This window comes from Pelagerythrobacter sp., assembly GCF_041912895.1.
In the GTDB taxonomy this organism is placed as follows: domain Bacteria; phylum Pseudomonadota; class Alphaproteobacteria; order Sphingomonadales; family Sphingomonadaceae; genus Pelagerythrobacter.
On the sequence record NZ_JAYSGI010000003.1, the window covers coordinates 1 to 15,902 of the forward strand.

11 protein-coding genes are annotated in these 15,902 nt (G+C 64.0%); 2 read left to right on the forward strand and 9 right to left on the reverse strand.

What is annotated here, in order from left to right:
• Positions 1-337 precede the first annotated feature (337 nt).
• Complete coding sequence (locus ACE3QC_RS10700; RefSeq protein WP_374408070.1) at positions 338-2,866, forward strand: TonB-dependent receptor; 2,529 nt, start codon at positions 338-340, stop codon at positions 2,864-2,866.
• An 87-nt stretch (positions 2,867-2,953) separates the two neighbouring features.
• Positions 2,954-4,933, forward strand: coding sequence for a sulfotransferase (locus tag ACE3QC_RS10705; protein WP_374408072.1), 1,980 nt, complete (start codon positions 2,954-2,956; stop codon positions 4,931-4,933).
• 304 nt (positions 4,934-5,237) lie between these two features.
• Here ACE3QC_RS10705 and ACE3QC_RS10710 read toward each other — a convergent pair whose 3' ends face one another.
• The 9 genes from ACE3QC_RS10710 to ACE3QC_RS10750 form a co-directional block, all read right to left on the reverse strand.
• Complete coding sequence (locus ACE3QC_RS10710) at positions 5,238-6,425, reverse strand: CaiB/BaiF CoA transferase family protein (RefSeq protein ID WP_374408074.1); 1,188 nt, start codon at positions 6,423-6,425, stop codon at positions 5,238-5,240.
• Positions 6,422-8,314, reverse strand: a complete 1,893-nt coding sequence (locus ACE3QC_RS10715; protein ID WP_374408076.1) for a hydantoinase B/oxoprolinase family protein — start codon at positions 8,312-8,314, stop codon at positions 6,422-6,424. Before ACE3QC_RS10715 ends, ACE3QC_RS10710 begins: the two co-directional genes overlap by 4 nt.
• 16 nt (positions 8,315-8,330) lie before the next feature.
• Positions 8,331-10,379 (reverse strand): hydantoinase/oxoprolinase family protein, encoded by a 2,049-nt coding sequence (locus ACE3QC_RS10720; RefSeq protein ID WP_374408078.1) that lies wholly within the window; start codon positions 10,377-10,379, stop codon positions 8,331-8,333.
• 18 nt (positions 10,380-10,397) lie between these two features.
• Positions 10,398-11,285, reverse strand: coding sequence for a hydroxymethylglutaryl-CoA lyase (locus ACE3QC_RS10725; protein ID WP_374408534.1), 888 nt, complete (start codon positions 11,283-11,285; stop codon positions 10,398-10,400).
• 181 nt (positions 11,286-11,466) lie between these two features.
• A complete protein-coding gene (locus ACE3QC_RS10730) occupies positions 11,467-12,051 on the reverse strand; it encodes a carboxymuconolactone decarboxylase family protein (protein WP_374408080.1) in 585 nt (194 codons plus the stop codon).
• 11 nt (positions 12,052-12,062) lie between these two features.
• The gene (locus ACE3QC_RS10735; protein ID WP_374408082.1) at positions 12,063-13,082 is read right to left on the reverse strand and encodes a zinc-binding dehydrogenase; all 1,020 of its coding nucleotides are present in this window, start codon (positions 13,080-13,082) and stop codon (positions 12,063-12,065) included.
• Positions 13,079-13,828, reverse strand: coding sequence for a cupin domain-containing protein (locus tag ACE3QC_RS10740; protein ID WP_374408084.1), 750 nt, complete (start codon positions 13,826-13,828; stop codon positions 13,079-13,081). Before ACE3QC_RS10740 ends, ACE3QC_RS10735 begins: the two co-directional genes overlap by 4 nt.
• On the reverse strand, positions 13,825-15,060 hold the full coding sequence (locus ACE3QC_RS10745; protein WP_374408085.1) for an MFS transporter: 1,236 nt from the start codon (positions 15,058-15,060) through the stop codon (positions 13,825-13,827). The genes ACE3QC_RS10740 and ACE3QC_RS10745 overlap by 4 nt, the downstream gene beginning before the upstream one ends.
• Entirely contained in the window at positions 15,057-15,818 is a 762-nt protein-coding gene (locus tag ACE3QC_RS10750) for a cupin domain-containing protein (protein WP_374408087.1), read from the reverse strand. Before ACE3QC_RS10750 ends, ACE3QC_RS10745 begins: the two co-directional genes overlap by 4 nt.
• Positions 15,819-15,902 lie beyond the last annotated feature (84 nt).

A 15,902-nucleotide genomic window follows, 5' to 3' on the forward strand; every position in this document is an offset into this window, starting at 1 on the left:
TGATCTGTGGCAATTGAGTAACACCTCAAAGCCAGTGCTGGCACATGGGGCCTGCTTCGGTGGCCCCGGTGGCCCTGCTTCCGTAGCCTTGCCCTTCTAACGAACATTCCCGTCGATGACCGGCCGGCCACGTCGCGCCGGCCGGTCGATTTCATGTCAAAGAGAGCAGGGGGCTCCCATCCTTACGAAATTCGCAAACGGCGCGTCGGTCGGCGCGCTGGCAATCGCATTATTTTCACCCACGCTCGTGCAAGCGCAGAGCACCGATTCCACCCCGGCCGCCGGAGAGCGCGAAGCGCAGCCCTCCGCGTCGTCCCAACAACCACGCCAAGGCGGCGTGCAGACCATCGTGGTAACTGCGCAGCGCCGCAGTCAGGACCTGCAGGACGTGCCGGTCTCGGTTCAGGCGCTGGGCGAGGAAGGGCTGGAGCAGCTCAACATCAATACTTTCGAGGACTATCTCGAGCAGCTGCCCACCGTCACCGCCGGCGGAAGCGGGCCGGGCCAGAGCACGATCTACATCCGCGGCCTTGCCTCGACCACGCCGAACCTGGGCACTGCGGGCGTCGCCGGGCTCGCGCCCAACGTCTCGCTCTATCTCGACGAGCAGCCGCTGGCGCAGCCGGGCCGCAACCTCGATGTCTATGCCGCCGATCTGGAGCGGATCGAAGTTCTGTCCGGCCCGCAGGGCACGCTGTTCGGGGCCAGCTCGCAGGCGGGTGTCGTGCGGCTGATCACCAACAAGCCCGATCTGGCCGGCTTCGACGCCAAAGCGACCATGGGCACATCCTTCACCAAGGGCGGGGAGCAGAGCTACAAGGCCGAGGTCATGCTCAACGTGCCGGTCACGCAGAACTTCGGCTTGCGCGCGGTGGCCTTCGTGGACGACCAGGGCGGCTATATCGACAATGTGCAGGGCACGCGTTCGCTGCGCGACAGCGCCCGGTTCCGGCCTGAAGGCACGGTGCGCGACAACGGCGTGCCGGTCTCCGCGAACCGTGCCGGCTTCCAGTCTGATCCCGCGTCGCTGGCCTATGTCGACAACGACGTGACCTTCATCGAGGCGAACAACGCGACGCTGGTGGAGGACAATTTCAACGACACGCAATATTCGGGCTTTCGCGTCAGCGCGCTCTACGAATTCAACCCGGACTGGCGCCTCACCGTGGCGCACACCCGGCAGGGCATCGAATCGGACGGCGTGTTCTTCGCTGACCCGGAACTCGACCTCGACGATCTGGAAATCCAGCGCTATTCCGACGACAGCCTGCAAGACGATTTCTCGAACACCAGTTGGTCGATCGAGGGACGGCTCGGGACGCTCGATCTGGTCTATAACGGTGCCTACACCGACCGCGAGACGCAGCAGAACATCGGCTATTCCGATTATTTGTTCGTTGGCCAGTATATCCCATATTATGCCTGCGACACCGCTGTCGCCTATCCGGCGAGCGTGGATTCGGCCCCGGCCGATCCGACCTGCTACGCGCCCGATTTCTCGATCGGCTCGACCACCGATACCACCGTCTTCACGCAGGAATTCCGCGTCAGCACGCCGGAGCAGGACCGGCTGCGCGCGACGGCGGGCGCGTTCTATTCCAATCTCGTGCTCAAGGAACGTAACGACTATTTCTACGCCCGGGATATCTCGCGCGGCTCGGATGGGGTGACGCGCGGCTACGCCCCGATCTATCCCTTCACCAACACCGAGGTGACAGGGACGACGGGCAACGCCTTTCCCGGCTATTTCAGCGATCCCGGCCCGCTTCCCGTGGATTCCGGCTTCCGCAACGACGTGAAGCGCACGGACAAGCAGTTCGGCCTGTTCGGCGAGGTGTCGTTCGACATCGTGCCCGACACGCTCAGCATAACGGGCGGTGCGCGTTACTACGACGTGGAAGTCGACATCGAGGGTGCCGCGACCTCTGCCTTCTGCAAGAAGAACTCGCCCATTTTCGGAGCGAACGCGGGTGTTCCGGTGGAAGATCAGGTTAACATTCCCGGCTGCGGCGGCACCAATCTCTCGCTGATCTATGGCGAGGACAACGCGTTCGGCAATCCCGACAAGGCCAGTTCGGAAGGGGTGATCTTCAAGGGCACGCTGACCTGGACGCCGACGCGCGACCTGTTGTTCTACGGGACCTATTCCGAAGGCTTCCGTCCGGGGCTGCTGAATCGCCCCGGAGGCGCGCAGGGGCCGGGCGGCTTCACCGTACCGTTCGAACTCGACACCGATGACGTGAAGAATTACGAAATTGGTTGGAAAACCGAGATTCTCGACCGGCAGCTGCGCTTGAACGGCAGCGTATTCTACGTCGATATCACCGACCTTCAGACGACCATCTTCGATCCCAGCATCACCAACCTGTTCTTCTCGGACAATGCGGCGAATGCGGAGATCATGGGCATCGAGGCGGATTTTACCTATGCCCCGTACTCGCTGCCCGGGCTGTCGGTATCGGGCGCGCTGTCGATTCTCGATACCGAGGTGACCGAGGTCCTGACCCCGACCGACGACGTGGTGGAAGGCTCCGACCTGGCCTATGCACCGTCCTTCCAGGGCAATCTGCGCGTGCGCTACGAATGGGACCTGTCGGACGCAGTGGGTGCCTTCGTGCAGCCGCAGGTCAGCTATTCGGGTTCGAAATTTACCGACATTATCCAGATCAACCGGCTCAAGCTGGAAAGCTACACGCTGGTCGACCTGGCGCTGGGCGTGGAAACCGAAAACTACAGGGTTGAGCTGTATGGCCAGAACCTGTTCGACAAGCGGGCGCAGATCGCCGGCAATTTCAACTTCGATCGTGCGCGTATCACGGTCAATCGGCCGCTGACGGTAGGTGTGCGGGCGACCTACTCCTACTGATCGGCAACCGATCCGAACGGCTTCACGGCGGGAATGGGCTCCTTGCGGGGGGGCATTGCCGCCGTCTTGCTGTTTAGGGAAAGGGCGATGACCGAACGCGACGAGACATTGGCGGGCGCGCGCAAGGCGTTGGAAGCGGGTGATTTCGAGCGCGGCTTCGCGCTGGTCGAGCCGATGCTCGAAGGCGAGAGCGAGGGCGAGGACGAACAGGCGCTCTATATCGGGGCAGTCGCCGCCCGCTACCTGAAACGATACGATGTGGCAGCATCCTGCCTCGATCGTCTTGGCGCCGTCTCTCCAGAATACGGCCGGGCATGGCAGGAGGCGGGGCACCTGGCACGTGCCCGGGGTAACGCTGCGGCGGCGGAGCAGGCCTATATCCGCGCGACCCAATTCAACCCAGCGCTGGAGGCGAGCTGGCGCGCATTGTCCGCATTGCAGGCGGCGGACGGGCGACGCGAACCGGCGCAGGCCGCGCTGGCCCAGGCGCAACGGATCGCATCGCTCCCGCGCGAACTGCTGGCGGTCACGCACCACCTGCACGAAGGTCGCGTGGCGCGGGCGGAGGAAATCTGCCGCCACTACCTGCGCCGCCATCCGCGCGATGTGGAGGGCATGCGGCTGCTCGCCCAGATCGGGGTGAAGCTGGCAGTGCTCGACGATGCCGAGTTCCTGCTCGAAAGCGCGGTGACCTTCGCGCCCGACAATATCCGGTTGCGGCTCGACTATATCGACGTGTTGCGCAGACGCCAGAAATTCGCGCAGGCACGCGACGAGGCGGAGGCGCTGCTCGCCCGCGATCCAGCCAATCCGCTGTTCCAGTCGCATCTCGCGGTGGAGAGCATGCAGACCGGGGATTACGACCGCGCCTTCGCGCTGTTCGACGCCATTCTGGCGAAGCTGCCGAACGACCCCGCCACATTGACCACGCGCGGCCATGCGCTCAAGACCACCGGCCGGCAGGACGAAGCCATCGCCAGCTACCGCGCGGCCATCGCGGCGAAGCCCGACCATGGCGATGCCTACAACGCGCTTGCCAACCTGAAGACCTATCGCTTTCCCGACGCGGAACTCGCGGCCATGCGGGCGCAGGCGGCGCGCCCCGGCCGCACGTTGATGGACCGGGTCTATCTCTCCTTCGCGCTGGGCAAGGCGCTGGAAGATCGCGGCGCGTATGAGGAGAGCTTTCGCCATTACGAGGAGGGCAACCGCCTCAAACGTGCCCAGACGCGATACGATGCCGATACGATGAGCGCCGAGCTCGCGCGGCAGCGCGAACATTGCACGGCGGACCTGTTCGCCGCGAAGGCAGGGGCCGGGCATGACGCGCCCGACCCCATCTTCATCCTCGGCCTGCCGCGCGCGGGCTCGACGTTGCTGGAGCAGATCCTTTCCAGCCATTCGCAGATCGACGGCACGCTGGAACTGCCCAATATCCTCTCGCTCGCCCAGCATTTGCGTGGACGCAAGGCGGGGCAGAGCCAGTACCCGGCGATCCTGCACGACCTGCCGCGCGAGAAGCTGGAGGCGTTCGGTCGCAAATTCATCGATGAGACGCGCATCCACCGGCAGGGTGCGCCGTTCTTCATCGACAAGATGCCGAACAATTTCCGGCATATCGGCCTGATCCACCTGATCCTGCCCAATGCCACCATCATCGATGCCCGGCGCGATCCGCTGGATTGCTGCTTCTCAGGCTTCAAGCAACTGTTCGCCGAGGGGCAGGAATTCACCTATGGTCTTAGCGAGATCGGGCGTTACTACGCCGACTACGTCAGGCTAATGGAGCATTGGGACCGAGTCCTGCCGGGCCGCGTTCTCCGGGTAGATCACGAGCACGTGCTGGACGATCTCGAAGGCCAGACGCGCCGAATGCTCGAGCATATCGGGCTGCCCTTCGAGGACGCCTGCCTTGAATTTCACCGCACAGATCGCGCGGTGCGCACCGCAAGTTCGGAACAGGTTCGTCGCCCGCTCAATCGTTCAGGCCAAGGGGCTTGGCGATCTTACGATCTGTGGCTGGATGAATTGCGCGAAGCGCTTGCGGATTGTCAGCGGACAAGTTGATCGCGGCTCAGTCCGCTTCCGGGAATGTCCGGTTCCGGGGTGACTTCGGCTAAGCACGAAAGTCCGCAATGAAGGCGCAAAGCTGCCGCAAGTGTTACCTCTAATAAATCGCAGTTTTATTGGGAGGATTACGCGATCTTATTGGAAGAATGTCGAGGCCCAGTGTGATGATGAAACGCAACTTCCTGTTAAAAAAACTTGATCGGTTATTCCTGTGCGGGCTGAGCGGAGCGAAAGATGAGTTCCACCTCGCCGCTTTGACAGGCTCTGGTGACCCTCAGGTTAGTCAGCACTTCGCCAGAACCTATATAATTCCCGCTTGCTCCATTTCCGTTAGCTCTTCGGCCTTTATGCCCAACAAATCTGAATATACTTCGACGTTATGCTGGCCAACTTTCGAGGCTGCGGAACGGCGAACGGCAGACGGAGTATGCGAAAGCTTGGGGAAGGCGGCTTGCATTTTCAGCGGCCCATATTTTTCAGTCTCGACCTCGATAATCGCTTCGCGAGCCTTGAAGTGCGGATCGGCGAGCATGTCCGGCGCGCGATAAACCCGGCCCGCGGGGATCGAGTGTGCGATCATCAATTCATCGAGTTCCGCGATCGTCAGGGTCGCGGTCCAGGCGTTGATGAGATCGTCCAGTTCGTCCTGGTTTTCGCCGCGAGCGATATGCGTGGCATAGCGCGGATCGGTGCCAAGTTCCTCACGCCCCATCGCCGCCGCGAGGCGCTGCCACAGCGAATCCTTGTTGGCGCCGATCATGAACGAACCGTCCTTGCAGGTGTAGACGTTGGAGGGTGCAACACCCTTCAGGATCGAGCCTGTACGTTCGCGGATCAGGCCCATGTGATCGTATTCGGGCACCAGCCCTTCCATCACCTGCAACACGCTTTCGTAGAGCGCCGCGTCGACGATCTGACCCTTTCCGGTCCGCTCGCGCACATGCAGGGCTGCCAGCACGCCGAGACAGCCATAAGTCGCGGTGAGCGTGTCGCCGATCGAGATGCCCATGCGCGCGGGCTGGCGGTCCGGTTCGCCTACGACGTAGCGCCAGCCGCCCATCGCTTCCCCGATCCCACCGAAGCCGACCCGCGTGGAATAGGGGCCGGTCTGGCCGTAACCGGACATCCGGGCGATGATCAGCCCCGGCTGTTCTTCAAGCAGGCGCGCGGGGTCGAGGCCCCATTTCTCGAGCGTGCCCGGCTTGAAGTTCTCGATCAGGACATCGGCCTGCGCGATCAACTTTCGCACCAGGGCCTGCCCTTCCGGGACACGCAGGTTGGCCGATACCGAACGCTTGTTGCGGCCGATGACTTCCCACTGGACCTTTTCTTCGCCCTGTCCCCAGACGCGCATCGGATCGCCCGCGCCTGGCGGTTCGACCTTGATGATGTCCGCGCCCATGTCGCCGAGCAGTTGCCCACAGAACGGGCCAGCCAGGAGCTGGCCGAGTTCGACTACGCGAATGTCGCTGAGAGCACCCTCGCTCATCGCCTCGCTCCTTCCAGTACGTTAGCCCAGCGTGGCTGGATCGGCGCGGGAAGATCGGTTTCCGCTTCGCAATTGGCGCGCAGTTCCTCGATCGGGGGCCCCTTGTCGAATACCGGAACCGGCCCGCGTTCAGCGCGAAGGCGCTCGCGCAGTTCCCGGGTCGCCAAGGCATCGACCGCTCCGTCTTCGGTGATGACGACACCATAGGCCAGCGCGCCCTCAGCGGTGACGAGCCCCTGGACAATCTCCCTGGCGATCAGTGCAGGGTCGCGTTCGAATGGATCGCCCCAGCCGCCGCCGCCCCACGTTATGAAATGCAACTGGTCGTTCACGTCCACTTCCACGTCTTCCACCTTGTTGCCGATCACGCGCGTCGTCCCGTCGGCTTTTTCGAGAATCTTGCGCGCCCGCTTGCCGGGAGCGCCGCCATTCACGCCCCAAGGCGGAACGAACCATCGATCGTCGTGGACCGAGATCGTGCCGGGCGCGAGGAAGCGGTAGACCATGTGGATGCCGTTGCCGCCGCGATGAAGGCCCGCGCCGCCCGAATCCGGCTCGGTCTCGTAGCGTTCGATCATCATGGGAAAATAACGCTCAAGGAATTCGTTGGGCACGTTGGTGAAGCCCGGCCACAGCGAATGGCCATCAGGGCCATCGCCCAGAGGACGGCCCGGTATGCCGCCGAACCCGATTTGGAACAGCTGGAACCACTCGTTGCCACGCCCAGGTCGGGTATCGTTGCCAGAATAGAAGAGGTGCGGGCTCGACGAGAAACCGGCAGCGTTTAGAAATTCGGGCGTCTTCTGGCCCAGCAGGCCACCGAGGATGTCGAAAATCCGCCCCAGCGCGTGCGTCCGCCCCGACAGTGCCGCCGGAAATTCCGGCTTGAGCAGGGAGCCTTGCGGGATGCGGACGTCGATCAGATCGTAGAACCCGTCGTTGAACAGGACGAGCGGGTCGAAGACCATGATCATGTAGATCCCGAAGAACATCTTGAACATGTTCTCGTTCAGGAAGAAATTGATCGAAGCGGCCGATTGCGGGTCCGTTCCCACGAAATCGAGCACGACCCTGTCGCCCTCCCGCCACATCGTGCACCTGATGCGGTACGGGCCGTAACCCATGCCGTCGTCGCAGATGTAATCCTCGAAGCTGACCGGTTCCTCGCCCACCGCCTGCGCCAGCAGGTTCTTCATCGCCCGATGGTTGCGCGCGAGCAGTTCCTGCGTCGCGGAAACGTACACGTCGTCGCCGAACCGGTCGGCCATCTCGACCACGCGGCGCGCTGCGACCCGGCACGATGCGATCAGCGCATTCAGGTCCGCCGCGCACCAGTCCGGCTTGCGCGTCTGGTGCATGACCAGCTTCATCAGGTCGGCGTTGTATTCGCCGTTCTTCCATATCTTCACCGGCGGGATGCGGACGCCTTCCTCGAAGATCGACCGCGCCTTGATCGGCATGGAGCCAACCACCTTGCCGCCAATGTCGGACTGGTGGCCGAACATCGAGGTATAGGCGATCAGCCGCCCGTCCTTGAACACCGGCAAGAGCACCAGCCAGTCGTTCGAGTGGCTGATCGCGCCGCCGACGGAATAAGGGTCCGACAGGAAGATCATGTCGCCATCCTCGATCGTCCCGCCGAACTGCTCGAGAAACGGGCCGATGTAGCTGCCGAACTGCCCGACGATCATCTTGCCGTTGTGGTCTGCGATCAGCGGGAACGCGTCCCCCTGCTCGCGGATGCCCGGCGACATGGCCGTGCGGACCAGCGTCGCATCCATCTCCACGCGTGCGTTGCGCAAGGCATTCTCGACGATATCCAGCGTCACGGGATCAACCTCGACGCGCTGAAAGGGCTGTTCGTTGTCCTGGACGATTACCGCTGGCATGGTTGTGCCCTTCCGTTCAAGCGAGGTTGATCAGGATGTTGCCGACGCTGTCGACAGTTGCGACGCAGTCGCTTTCGATCAGGGTGGTCGAGTCCATCTCGCACACGATCGCGGGGCCCGGCACGATGTCGCCGGCCCGCAGTTTCGCCCGGTCGTAGATCACCGCATCCTGCTCGCGCCCATTCATCCACAGCGTGTGGTCGCGGATCTTCGCGGCAGCCGGATCCCCGTCGCCCTGCTCGAGCTGCGCTGCCGGCAGATCGAGCCCGCTGCCGAGGCCGACCGCACGCAGGTTCACGATCTCGTGCGGGGTTTCCATATTGAACGTGAACAGCCGTTCGTGCTCTTCGTCGAAACGCGCCAGGATGCCTTCGATTCCATCGCCGGAAAGCAGGTCCGGGGTGACGGACAGCGGAACCTCGAACGCCTGCCCCGCGTACCGTACGTCGATCTCGAACGTCGTCGTGATCTCGCCCTCAGGTACGCCATCGGCCAGCAATTCGCCGCGCACCTGCTCCGCCATTTCATCCAGCATGGCGATCAGGTCATCGACCTGCGTGGCCGAGGCCAGCCGCGACCACGACCGCGCCGTCTCGGTCCGCATCCGGGTCGTCGCATCGCCCAGCGCGCAAAGAACGCCCGGCGAAACCGGAGAAATGGCCGGCCACGAACCCATCAGGCGGGCGACCGCATTGACGTGGAGCGGCCCGGCCCCGCCGAAGCCCATCACCGCGAAGTCCCGCGGGTCGTATCCCTGTTGCACGGAGATCATGCGCAGCGCGCCGAACATGTTCTCGTTCACGATGTCGATGATGCCGCGCGCGGCATCCATCAGCCCGATCCCCAGCGCGTCGGCGATCGTCTGCACGGCCGCCTTTGCGCCATCCCGGTCGAGTTTGAACGCACCGCCGAGCAGGTTTTCCGGCAGATAGCCGAGCACGACGTTCGCATCCGTGACGGTCGGCAGTTCGCCGCCCTTGCCATAGGCGACGGGCCCTGGCACGGCCCCGGCCGATTGCGGCCCGACCCGCAGGGCGCCGGTCAGCTCCGGCACGTAGGCGATCGAGCCGCCTCCGGCGCCGACGGTCTTCACGTCGAGCGCCGAGGCGCGGACCGACAGATGGCCGACCTCGGTATTACGCTGCCGGCGCGCTTCAAGGTCCTCGATCAGCGCGACGTCGGTGGAGGTGCCGCCCACGTCCAGCGTCAGGATATTGCGGATGCCGGCATTCTGCCCCACCCAGATCGCGCCGGTGACGCCGCCGGCCGGCCCGCTCATCAGAATGTTGACTGGATGCTCCTCGGCTTTCTCGGAACTCATCAGGCCGCCGTCCGATCGCAGGAGCGACAGCCTGCCGTTCATCCCCTCGTCCGCCAGGCGGTTGCGGAGGTTCGAGACGTAGCGGGAGACGACCGGCCGCACAGAGGCATTGGCGACGGTGGTCAGCGCCCGCTCGTACTCCTGCATTTCAGGGAGGACCTCGTGGCTCACCGAAATAGGCACGTCCGGCAGGATTTCGGCCGCGAGTTCGCCGACACGCTTTTCGTGCGCACCATCGGCATAGGCGTTTATCAGGCAGACCGTCACGGCCTCGACGCCGTTGTCCCTCAAGCGTGTGAGGGCGGCGCGCACGTCACTTTCCACCAGCGGCCGAACCTCCTCGCCCGCCGCGTTCATGCGGCCTTTCACCGTGACGGTATTCTCCAGCGCGGCCAGCGGTTCCGGCTTGGGCCAGACGATCCAGCCCGCGAGGCCGCCGGGCACGAAGCTGCGCGCGATCTGCAGGATGTCGCGATAACCCTCGGTCGTCACCAGGCCGACCTTCGCCCCCTTGCCTTCCAGCACCGCGTTGGTGGCCACGGTCGTGCCATGGAGGAAATATTCGATCTCGCCGGCATCGATGCCCGCCTCGGCGCAGATCGCGGTCACGCCCGTCAGGATGCCTTCCGAACTGTCGGCGGGCGTGGAAGGCGTCTTGTGCCGCCAGAAATTGCCCGACGCCGCATCGAACAGCAGCAGATCCGTGAACGTACCGCCGACATCCACACCCAGTCTGTATCCCATGAGCCGGAATTCCCTTCTTCAGATTGACTTCGGGAAAGGTGGCGCACCGGCGACCATTCCCGGCAGGGAACGGCCCATCAGGCCGCTCAACCAGTGGTTCGTTTCGATCAGGCTCGCCAGATCGAGCCCCGTCCGCACGCCGGCGCGCTCGAACATGTAGAGGACATCCTCGGTGCACACGTTGCCCGCGGCGCCCGGCGCGAACGGACAGCCGCCAAGCCCGCCGATCGATGCATCCACCGAAACGGCCCCGGCCAGCACCGCGGCCCATACATTGGCGATCCCGGTCCCGCGCGTGTTGTGAAAGTGCACCCGGACCGGCACGTGCGGCACGGCATCGCGCAGTTTCATGACGAGCGACGTCACCCGCGCCGGATCGGCCACGCCGATGGTGTCGGCGATCGCGATTTCGACCGGCACCGCCTCGGCCAGCGCGCGAGCCATCCCGATCACGCGATCTTCGGCGACCTCCCCTTCGAACGGGCAACCGAACGCCGCGCCGATCGTGACCTGGCCGGTCTTGCCGGCATCGCGCGCGGCAGCGACGATTTCCTTCGCCGCATCGATCGAGCCATCGCTGCTCTGCCCCTGGTTCGCCATGGCGAAGGTATCGGTGGCGACCGCGACGGCGCCGAGTTGATCGATGCGACCGGTGGCCAGCGCACGATCCGCGCCGCGCCGGTTCATCACCAGCCCGATGAAGGTGACATCATCGCGCTGGGGCAGGCCGGCGCAGACCGCCTCGGCATCCGCCATCTGCGGCACCGTCCTGGGATTGACGAAGCTGGTCACCTCGATCCGGCGGCTGCCGCCCGCGATCGCACGTTCGATCAGCTCGATCTTGTCGGCGGTCGAGATCGACGCCTTCTCATTCTGAAGCCCGTCACGCGGCGAAACTTCGACCATTTCGATCGTGCGGCCGCCCTGCGTCACGGCCCCACCTGCCCGGTGCGGGGGCCGCACTGGCCTTCGGTCGACGGGATTGGATAACGTGTGCACCACATGGGCACGGTCTATTTGGGCCGGTCGCCCCGGCAAAGAATGAAGCCGATAATTTCCGCACAGCGGAACAACGGCTTCGCAGCCTCTATTTGCGTCCGGGAGTGGTGAATGGGCAGGACTTCAGGCGTTCGAGCAGGTCGAAGGCCAAGATGAACTTCGCCATGCCGGTTAGGATCGCCATGATCATCCCAAATTCCACCAATTCTCCCGTCGAGAAGGAGGTGCGCAATCGCGCATGGAGGTCCGGCTCCACGACATCGGCTGCATTGGCGAGCGACATGACGGATGCCAGCGCGAGAATGGCCTTCTCGCGTTCCTCGAACGGTCCGTTCTCCGGGTCGTGCAGGCTATCGAGTTGTTCCTCGGTATAGCCCGCCGCCAGCGCCGCGGCCCAGTCGCTGCGGTTGCACGAAGCGCAGCCGTGCCGGCCGGCAAGATAGAGGCGGACGAGTTCGACCAGCTTGCGGTCGACACGGCCCGAGTAGAACAGATCGCGATAGAACGCATCATTGTACCAGTCGTAGGCATCGGGGGCGTTGGCCAGCACTTCCACGAAGGTCGTGTCGCCGTGCAGCTCTTTTGAGCGATCCCATGAGGCCTTGTGCCGATCGCTCATGGCTTCTCGGTTCACTCGTTCGAACAAGGTGTCTGGCGACATGGCGGCTTCCATCCCTTCTTTTCTCAGTCTGCTATGCGAATGATCACGCGCCCGATATCCGCGGCTTTCTCGCCGCTGAGCAACGCGAACGCGTCCGCGGCGCGATCGAAGGCGAAGCGACGGCTGAGCGCCGACATCACGTCGAGACGGCCGTCAGCGATCATCGCCAGCACCTCCGCCTGTCCCGCGCCCGCACGAACTCCGAAAAGACGCAATTCGCGTTCGACGAGCGTCCATCCACCGATGCCGAGATCGCTCCCACCGGTAATGGCGATCGCGCCGCCCATCGCTGCGAGGCGAAAGGCCTGTTCATTGCCCCAAGGCGAAGCGGTGCTTTCGAAGATCGCATCGCTTGGGCCCTGAGCCTCGATCACCTCTGCGGCGACATCATAGCCGTGCACCGGTATCGGGTAGACACGATCCGCCCCGATCTCGCGGGCGATATCTGCGCGTTTCCCGCTTCCACCGACGGCCGTCACTTGCAGGCCGAGCGCCTTGGCGGTCGCGATTGCACCAAGGCCCATCGCACCGACCCCGATCACTGTCACCGCCCCCCCGGCGGCGAGCCCCATCAGCCTGAAGCCATTGAGCGCGTCGACTGGGCCGGCGAGCATCGCAGCCTCTTCGAACGATACTCCGTCGGGCAAGCGGCAAAGCTTGTTCGCGGACACGAGCGTATATTCCTCGCACGCGGTCTGTCGCACCTGCACCGCAAAAGCCGGGTCGATGCACTGGTTAGTGCGGCCTCCCAAGCAACGCGCGCATTCGCCGCAATGATCGAGCGACAGTGCCGAAACTCGTGTGCCAGGGGCCGGGCCGGTTACATCGGGACCCAATTCCTCGACAATACCGGAAAAGTCGGCCCCGATCCCGACCGGGTATTGCTGGACGTAGCGCCCACCGCGGTTGAGAAACGTGCCGATGTCGGTGCCGTAGGGCGAATAGGCGACAACCCTCACCAGCGCCTGCCCGGGGCCCGGCACCGGCCGCGGCACATCGTCGATCCGCAGGTCGGCGGGTCCGTGCAAGCGTGCCGCTTTCATCGGGCGCCGTCGAACATCCAGACCATCACCGTAGCGCCGCGCTCGCTGGCGGACGCGGCAAGCAGACCATCAGCGGCAGAACCGACCGTGTAATCGCCGTCGCCATATCGATGCGCCGCGCCCGCGACATCGCCGTCGAGCACGAAGGCTTCCCAGTCGCCCGCCATAGCTGGAGCCGAGCCAGTCCAGCCCGGCGGAACGATGGTCATGAAAGTCCGCGCTCCGGTTTGCGGATCGCGGCTGAGCGATTTGATCTTCCATTCGCGAGGAAAAGCCGGATCGCATTCCGCCGGAATGTCGTCCACCTTGACCGAAAACACGTGCCCGCGCGGATCGGTTTGTCCGGGCAGCGGATATTCGGTGCTTCTTTCCGGTTCGGGGACGAGCAGAAGTTCCAGCATCCGGTCGCAACGCACCAGCGCGCGGGCTCCTTCCTGCGAGCTTTCGGCAAGGCCATGCACCACATGCGCGGGGCGGTAGAAATAATCTCCGCCATGCCAGTGGTGCTGCCCGTCGAGCGTGACCGAGCCGGACAGCATCAGGACCTCTTCGAAGCCTTCGTGGTAATGCGCCACCCCTCCGCCGTGCCAGCCGCGCGGGATATCCAGCAAAAACGTTACGTGCCCAGTCGATACGTCGTGACCCAGCCGCTTGCGCCGCAGCCCATGCGTGCCCAGCACTTCCCAATCGACGTCGGCCGTGCGAACCGGTGCCAGCGGCGTTTCCAGCTTGGCGAGGGCAGTCATGCTGATGTCTCCCGTTCTGTCGAGGCCATGACCCGGCGGAAGCAGTAGCCGCACACCACGGCGACCGCGATCAGCGCGGTGCACACATAGAAGCCGGGACGATAGCTTCCGAAGACGTCGAACGTCGCGCCCGCCGCCCAGACGCCCATGCCCGAGGCGATGGCTTCGAACACGATGAACGCACCCGTGTATTGCCCGAGTCTCGGCCCCGCGAAGTAATCCGCGATCACCACCTGGGTCAGCACGTAGCATCCCGCCCAGCCCGCACCGAGCAGCAGCAGGCCGAGGAATGCGAACGCGGGCGTCGTGATGCTGAGCACCAGCGCGCCTGCCAGCAGGATCAGCTGCTGCGAGTTCCACACCCGGTTCGTGCCCCATTTCTCGGCCGCCATGCCGACCAGTACCTTGCCGACCAGGCCGGTGATGAACACCACGCTGAGCCCCATCGCGGCGCTGCGCGCATTCATTCCGATATCCTGCAGGTACAGGAAGAGATTGAGCAGGAACGCGGTCGACGCGAAGAACGTGCCGAACGTCGCCATCATGAGCAGCGCCAGCGCAAGAGGGCGGCGGAGGTGCGGAGCGGTGGCCTGCGCGGGCCGGGACCCGGCTTCGTCCGCCAGAGCCGCAGCTTGCCCGCCACGCACGAGAACCAGGGCCGCCGGCAGCACGACGAGCGGCACGATCGCGGCCCAGCGCACCACCTCGCGCCAGTCGAGCCCTTCCAGCGCCGCGACGGTTACGTTGGGAAAGATAGCCGCGCCGATACTGGTGCCGGACAGCGCGATGGATATCGCCAATGTGCGCTTCGTCGCAAACCATTCGCGAACCATCAGCACCACAATCACGACATGCGAGCACGCGAAGCAGAGACCGAGCAGAACATAAAGCAGGTAGATCTGCTCGATCGACGTGGCATACGAATAGGTGAACAGCGTCGCCGCCAGAAGAATCAACCCCAGGTGCACGATCCGGGCGGGCTGGACGCGCAGCGTCAGGAAGCCGATCAACAGGCCCGAGCAGCCCGACGACAGCAGAAAGATCGTTTCGCGCAGCTTGAGCGCCCCGCGTGATATTCCCAGATCTTCCAGGATCGCAGAATCGAGCGCGGGCAATCCCGCCGAGATGATGCCGTGGGAAACGGTCATCACCATCAGCAGACCGACAATCAAACCCCACGATCGCCAGCGCGAGGCGCCAGAAGGAGCGGCGGATCGGGCAATCGCAGTCATCGCGAGAGACGCTCGGCGCCGGGCGCACTGATCAGGTCCCATGGACCGTCATGCCATTCGAGCAGGACGCACCCACCCTCGGTGCGCTCGTCGAAACCATGGATAGAGCGAGCAGGATTAAGTAAGTACGAGCCGGTCCGCATCGGGCGCGTATCGTCGGGTTGAATATCCCCTGACACGCAGAATATTTCCTCGTTGACCGGGTGCCAGTTGGGCCCGCCCCCCGCGAATCCTCCCGGGACCTTGAGCAGGCGCGTGTCGGCGCCCGTCCGCGGATCCAGCCAGAGCACGCGCCGCTCGAATCCTTCGAGCAACCGGCCATTGATTGTTGGCACGAATGGGTCAACGGCGAAGCAGTCGGGGATATATACGGCCTCGGGGCAATCGCCTTCCGGCAAGACATCGCGGATCGCGACTACCGAAGCACCAGAAAGGGCCACGATCCGATGCGCGATCGCACCTGGCAAAACTGCGAAGCCATTTTCCCCGATGATGTTTCCGTCGACTATCAGAACGCCCTTCAGGACGAAAAGCTGCAAGGTTCCGCTGCAGGAAGGCCACTCCAACTGCTCTTCGCCGGCGAAATCGAGAATGGCACTGCGCAAACTGCCATCCGCTGCATTGTTCAACAGCTTGCCCTTCGCGCGGACGCCCTTGCAGAGCGTTATGACCTCGTCGGGCAGATCGGCTTGATGAAGGCAGATCGAGGTATCGATCGCCAGAGCGCCGGTTGCGGGGTCGGAATTCGTCGAGGTCATACCTGCCTGTTCGTCACCATCGCCCGACAATGAACCTCGAACTGCGGAGCAACCAAGGATTTTGCACTAATATCCACCAGGCGG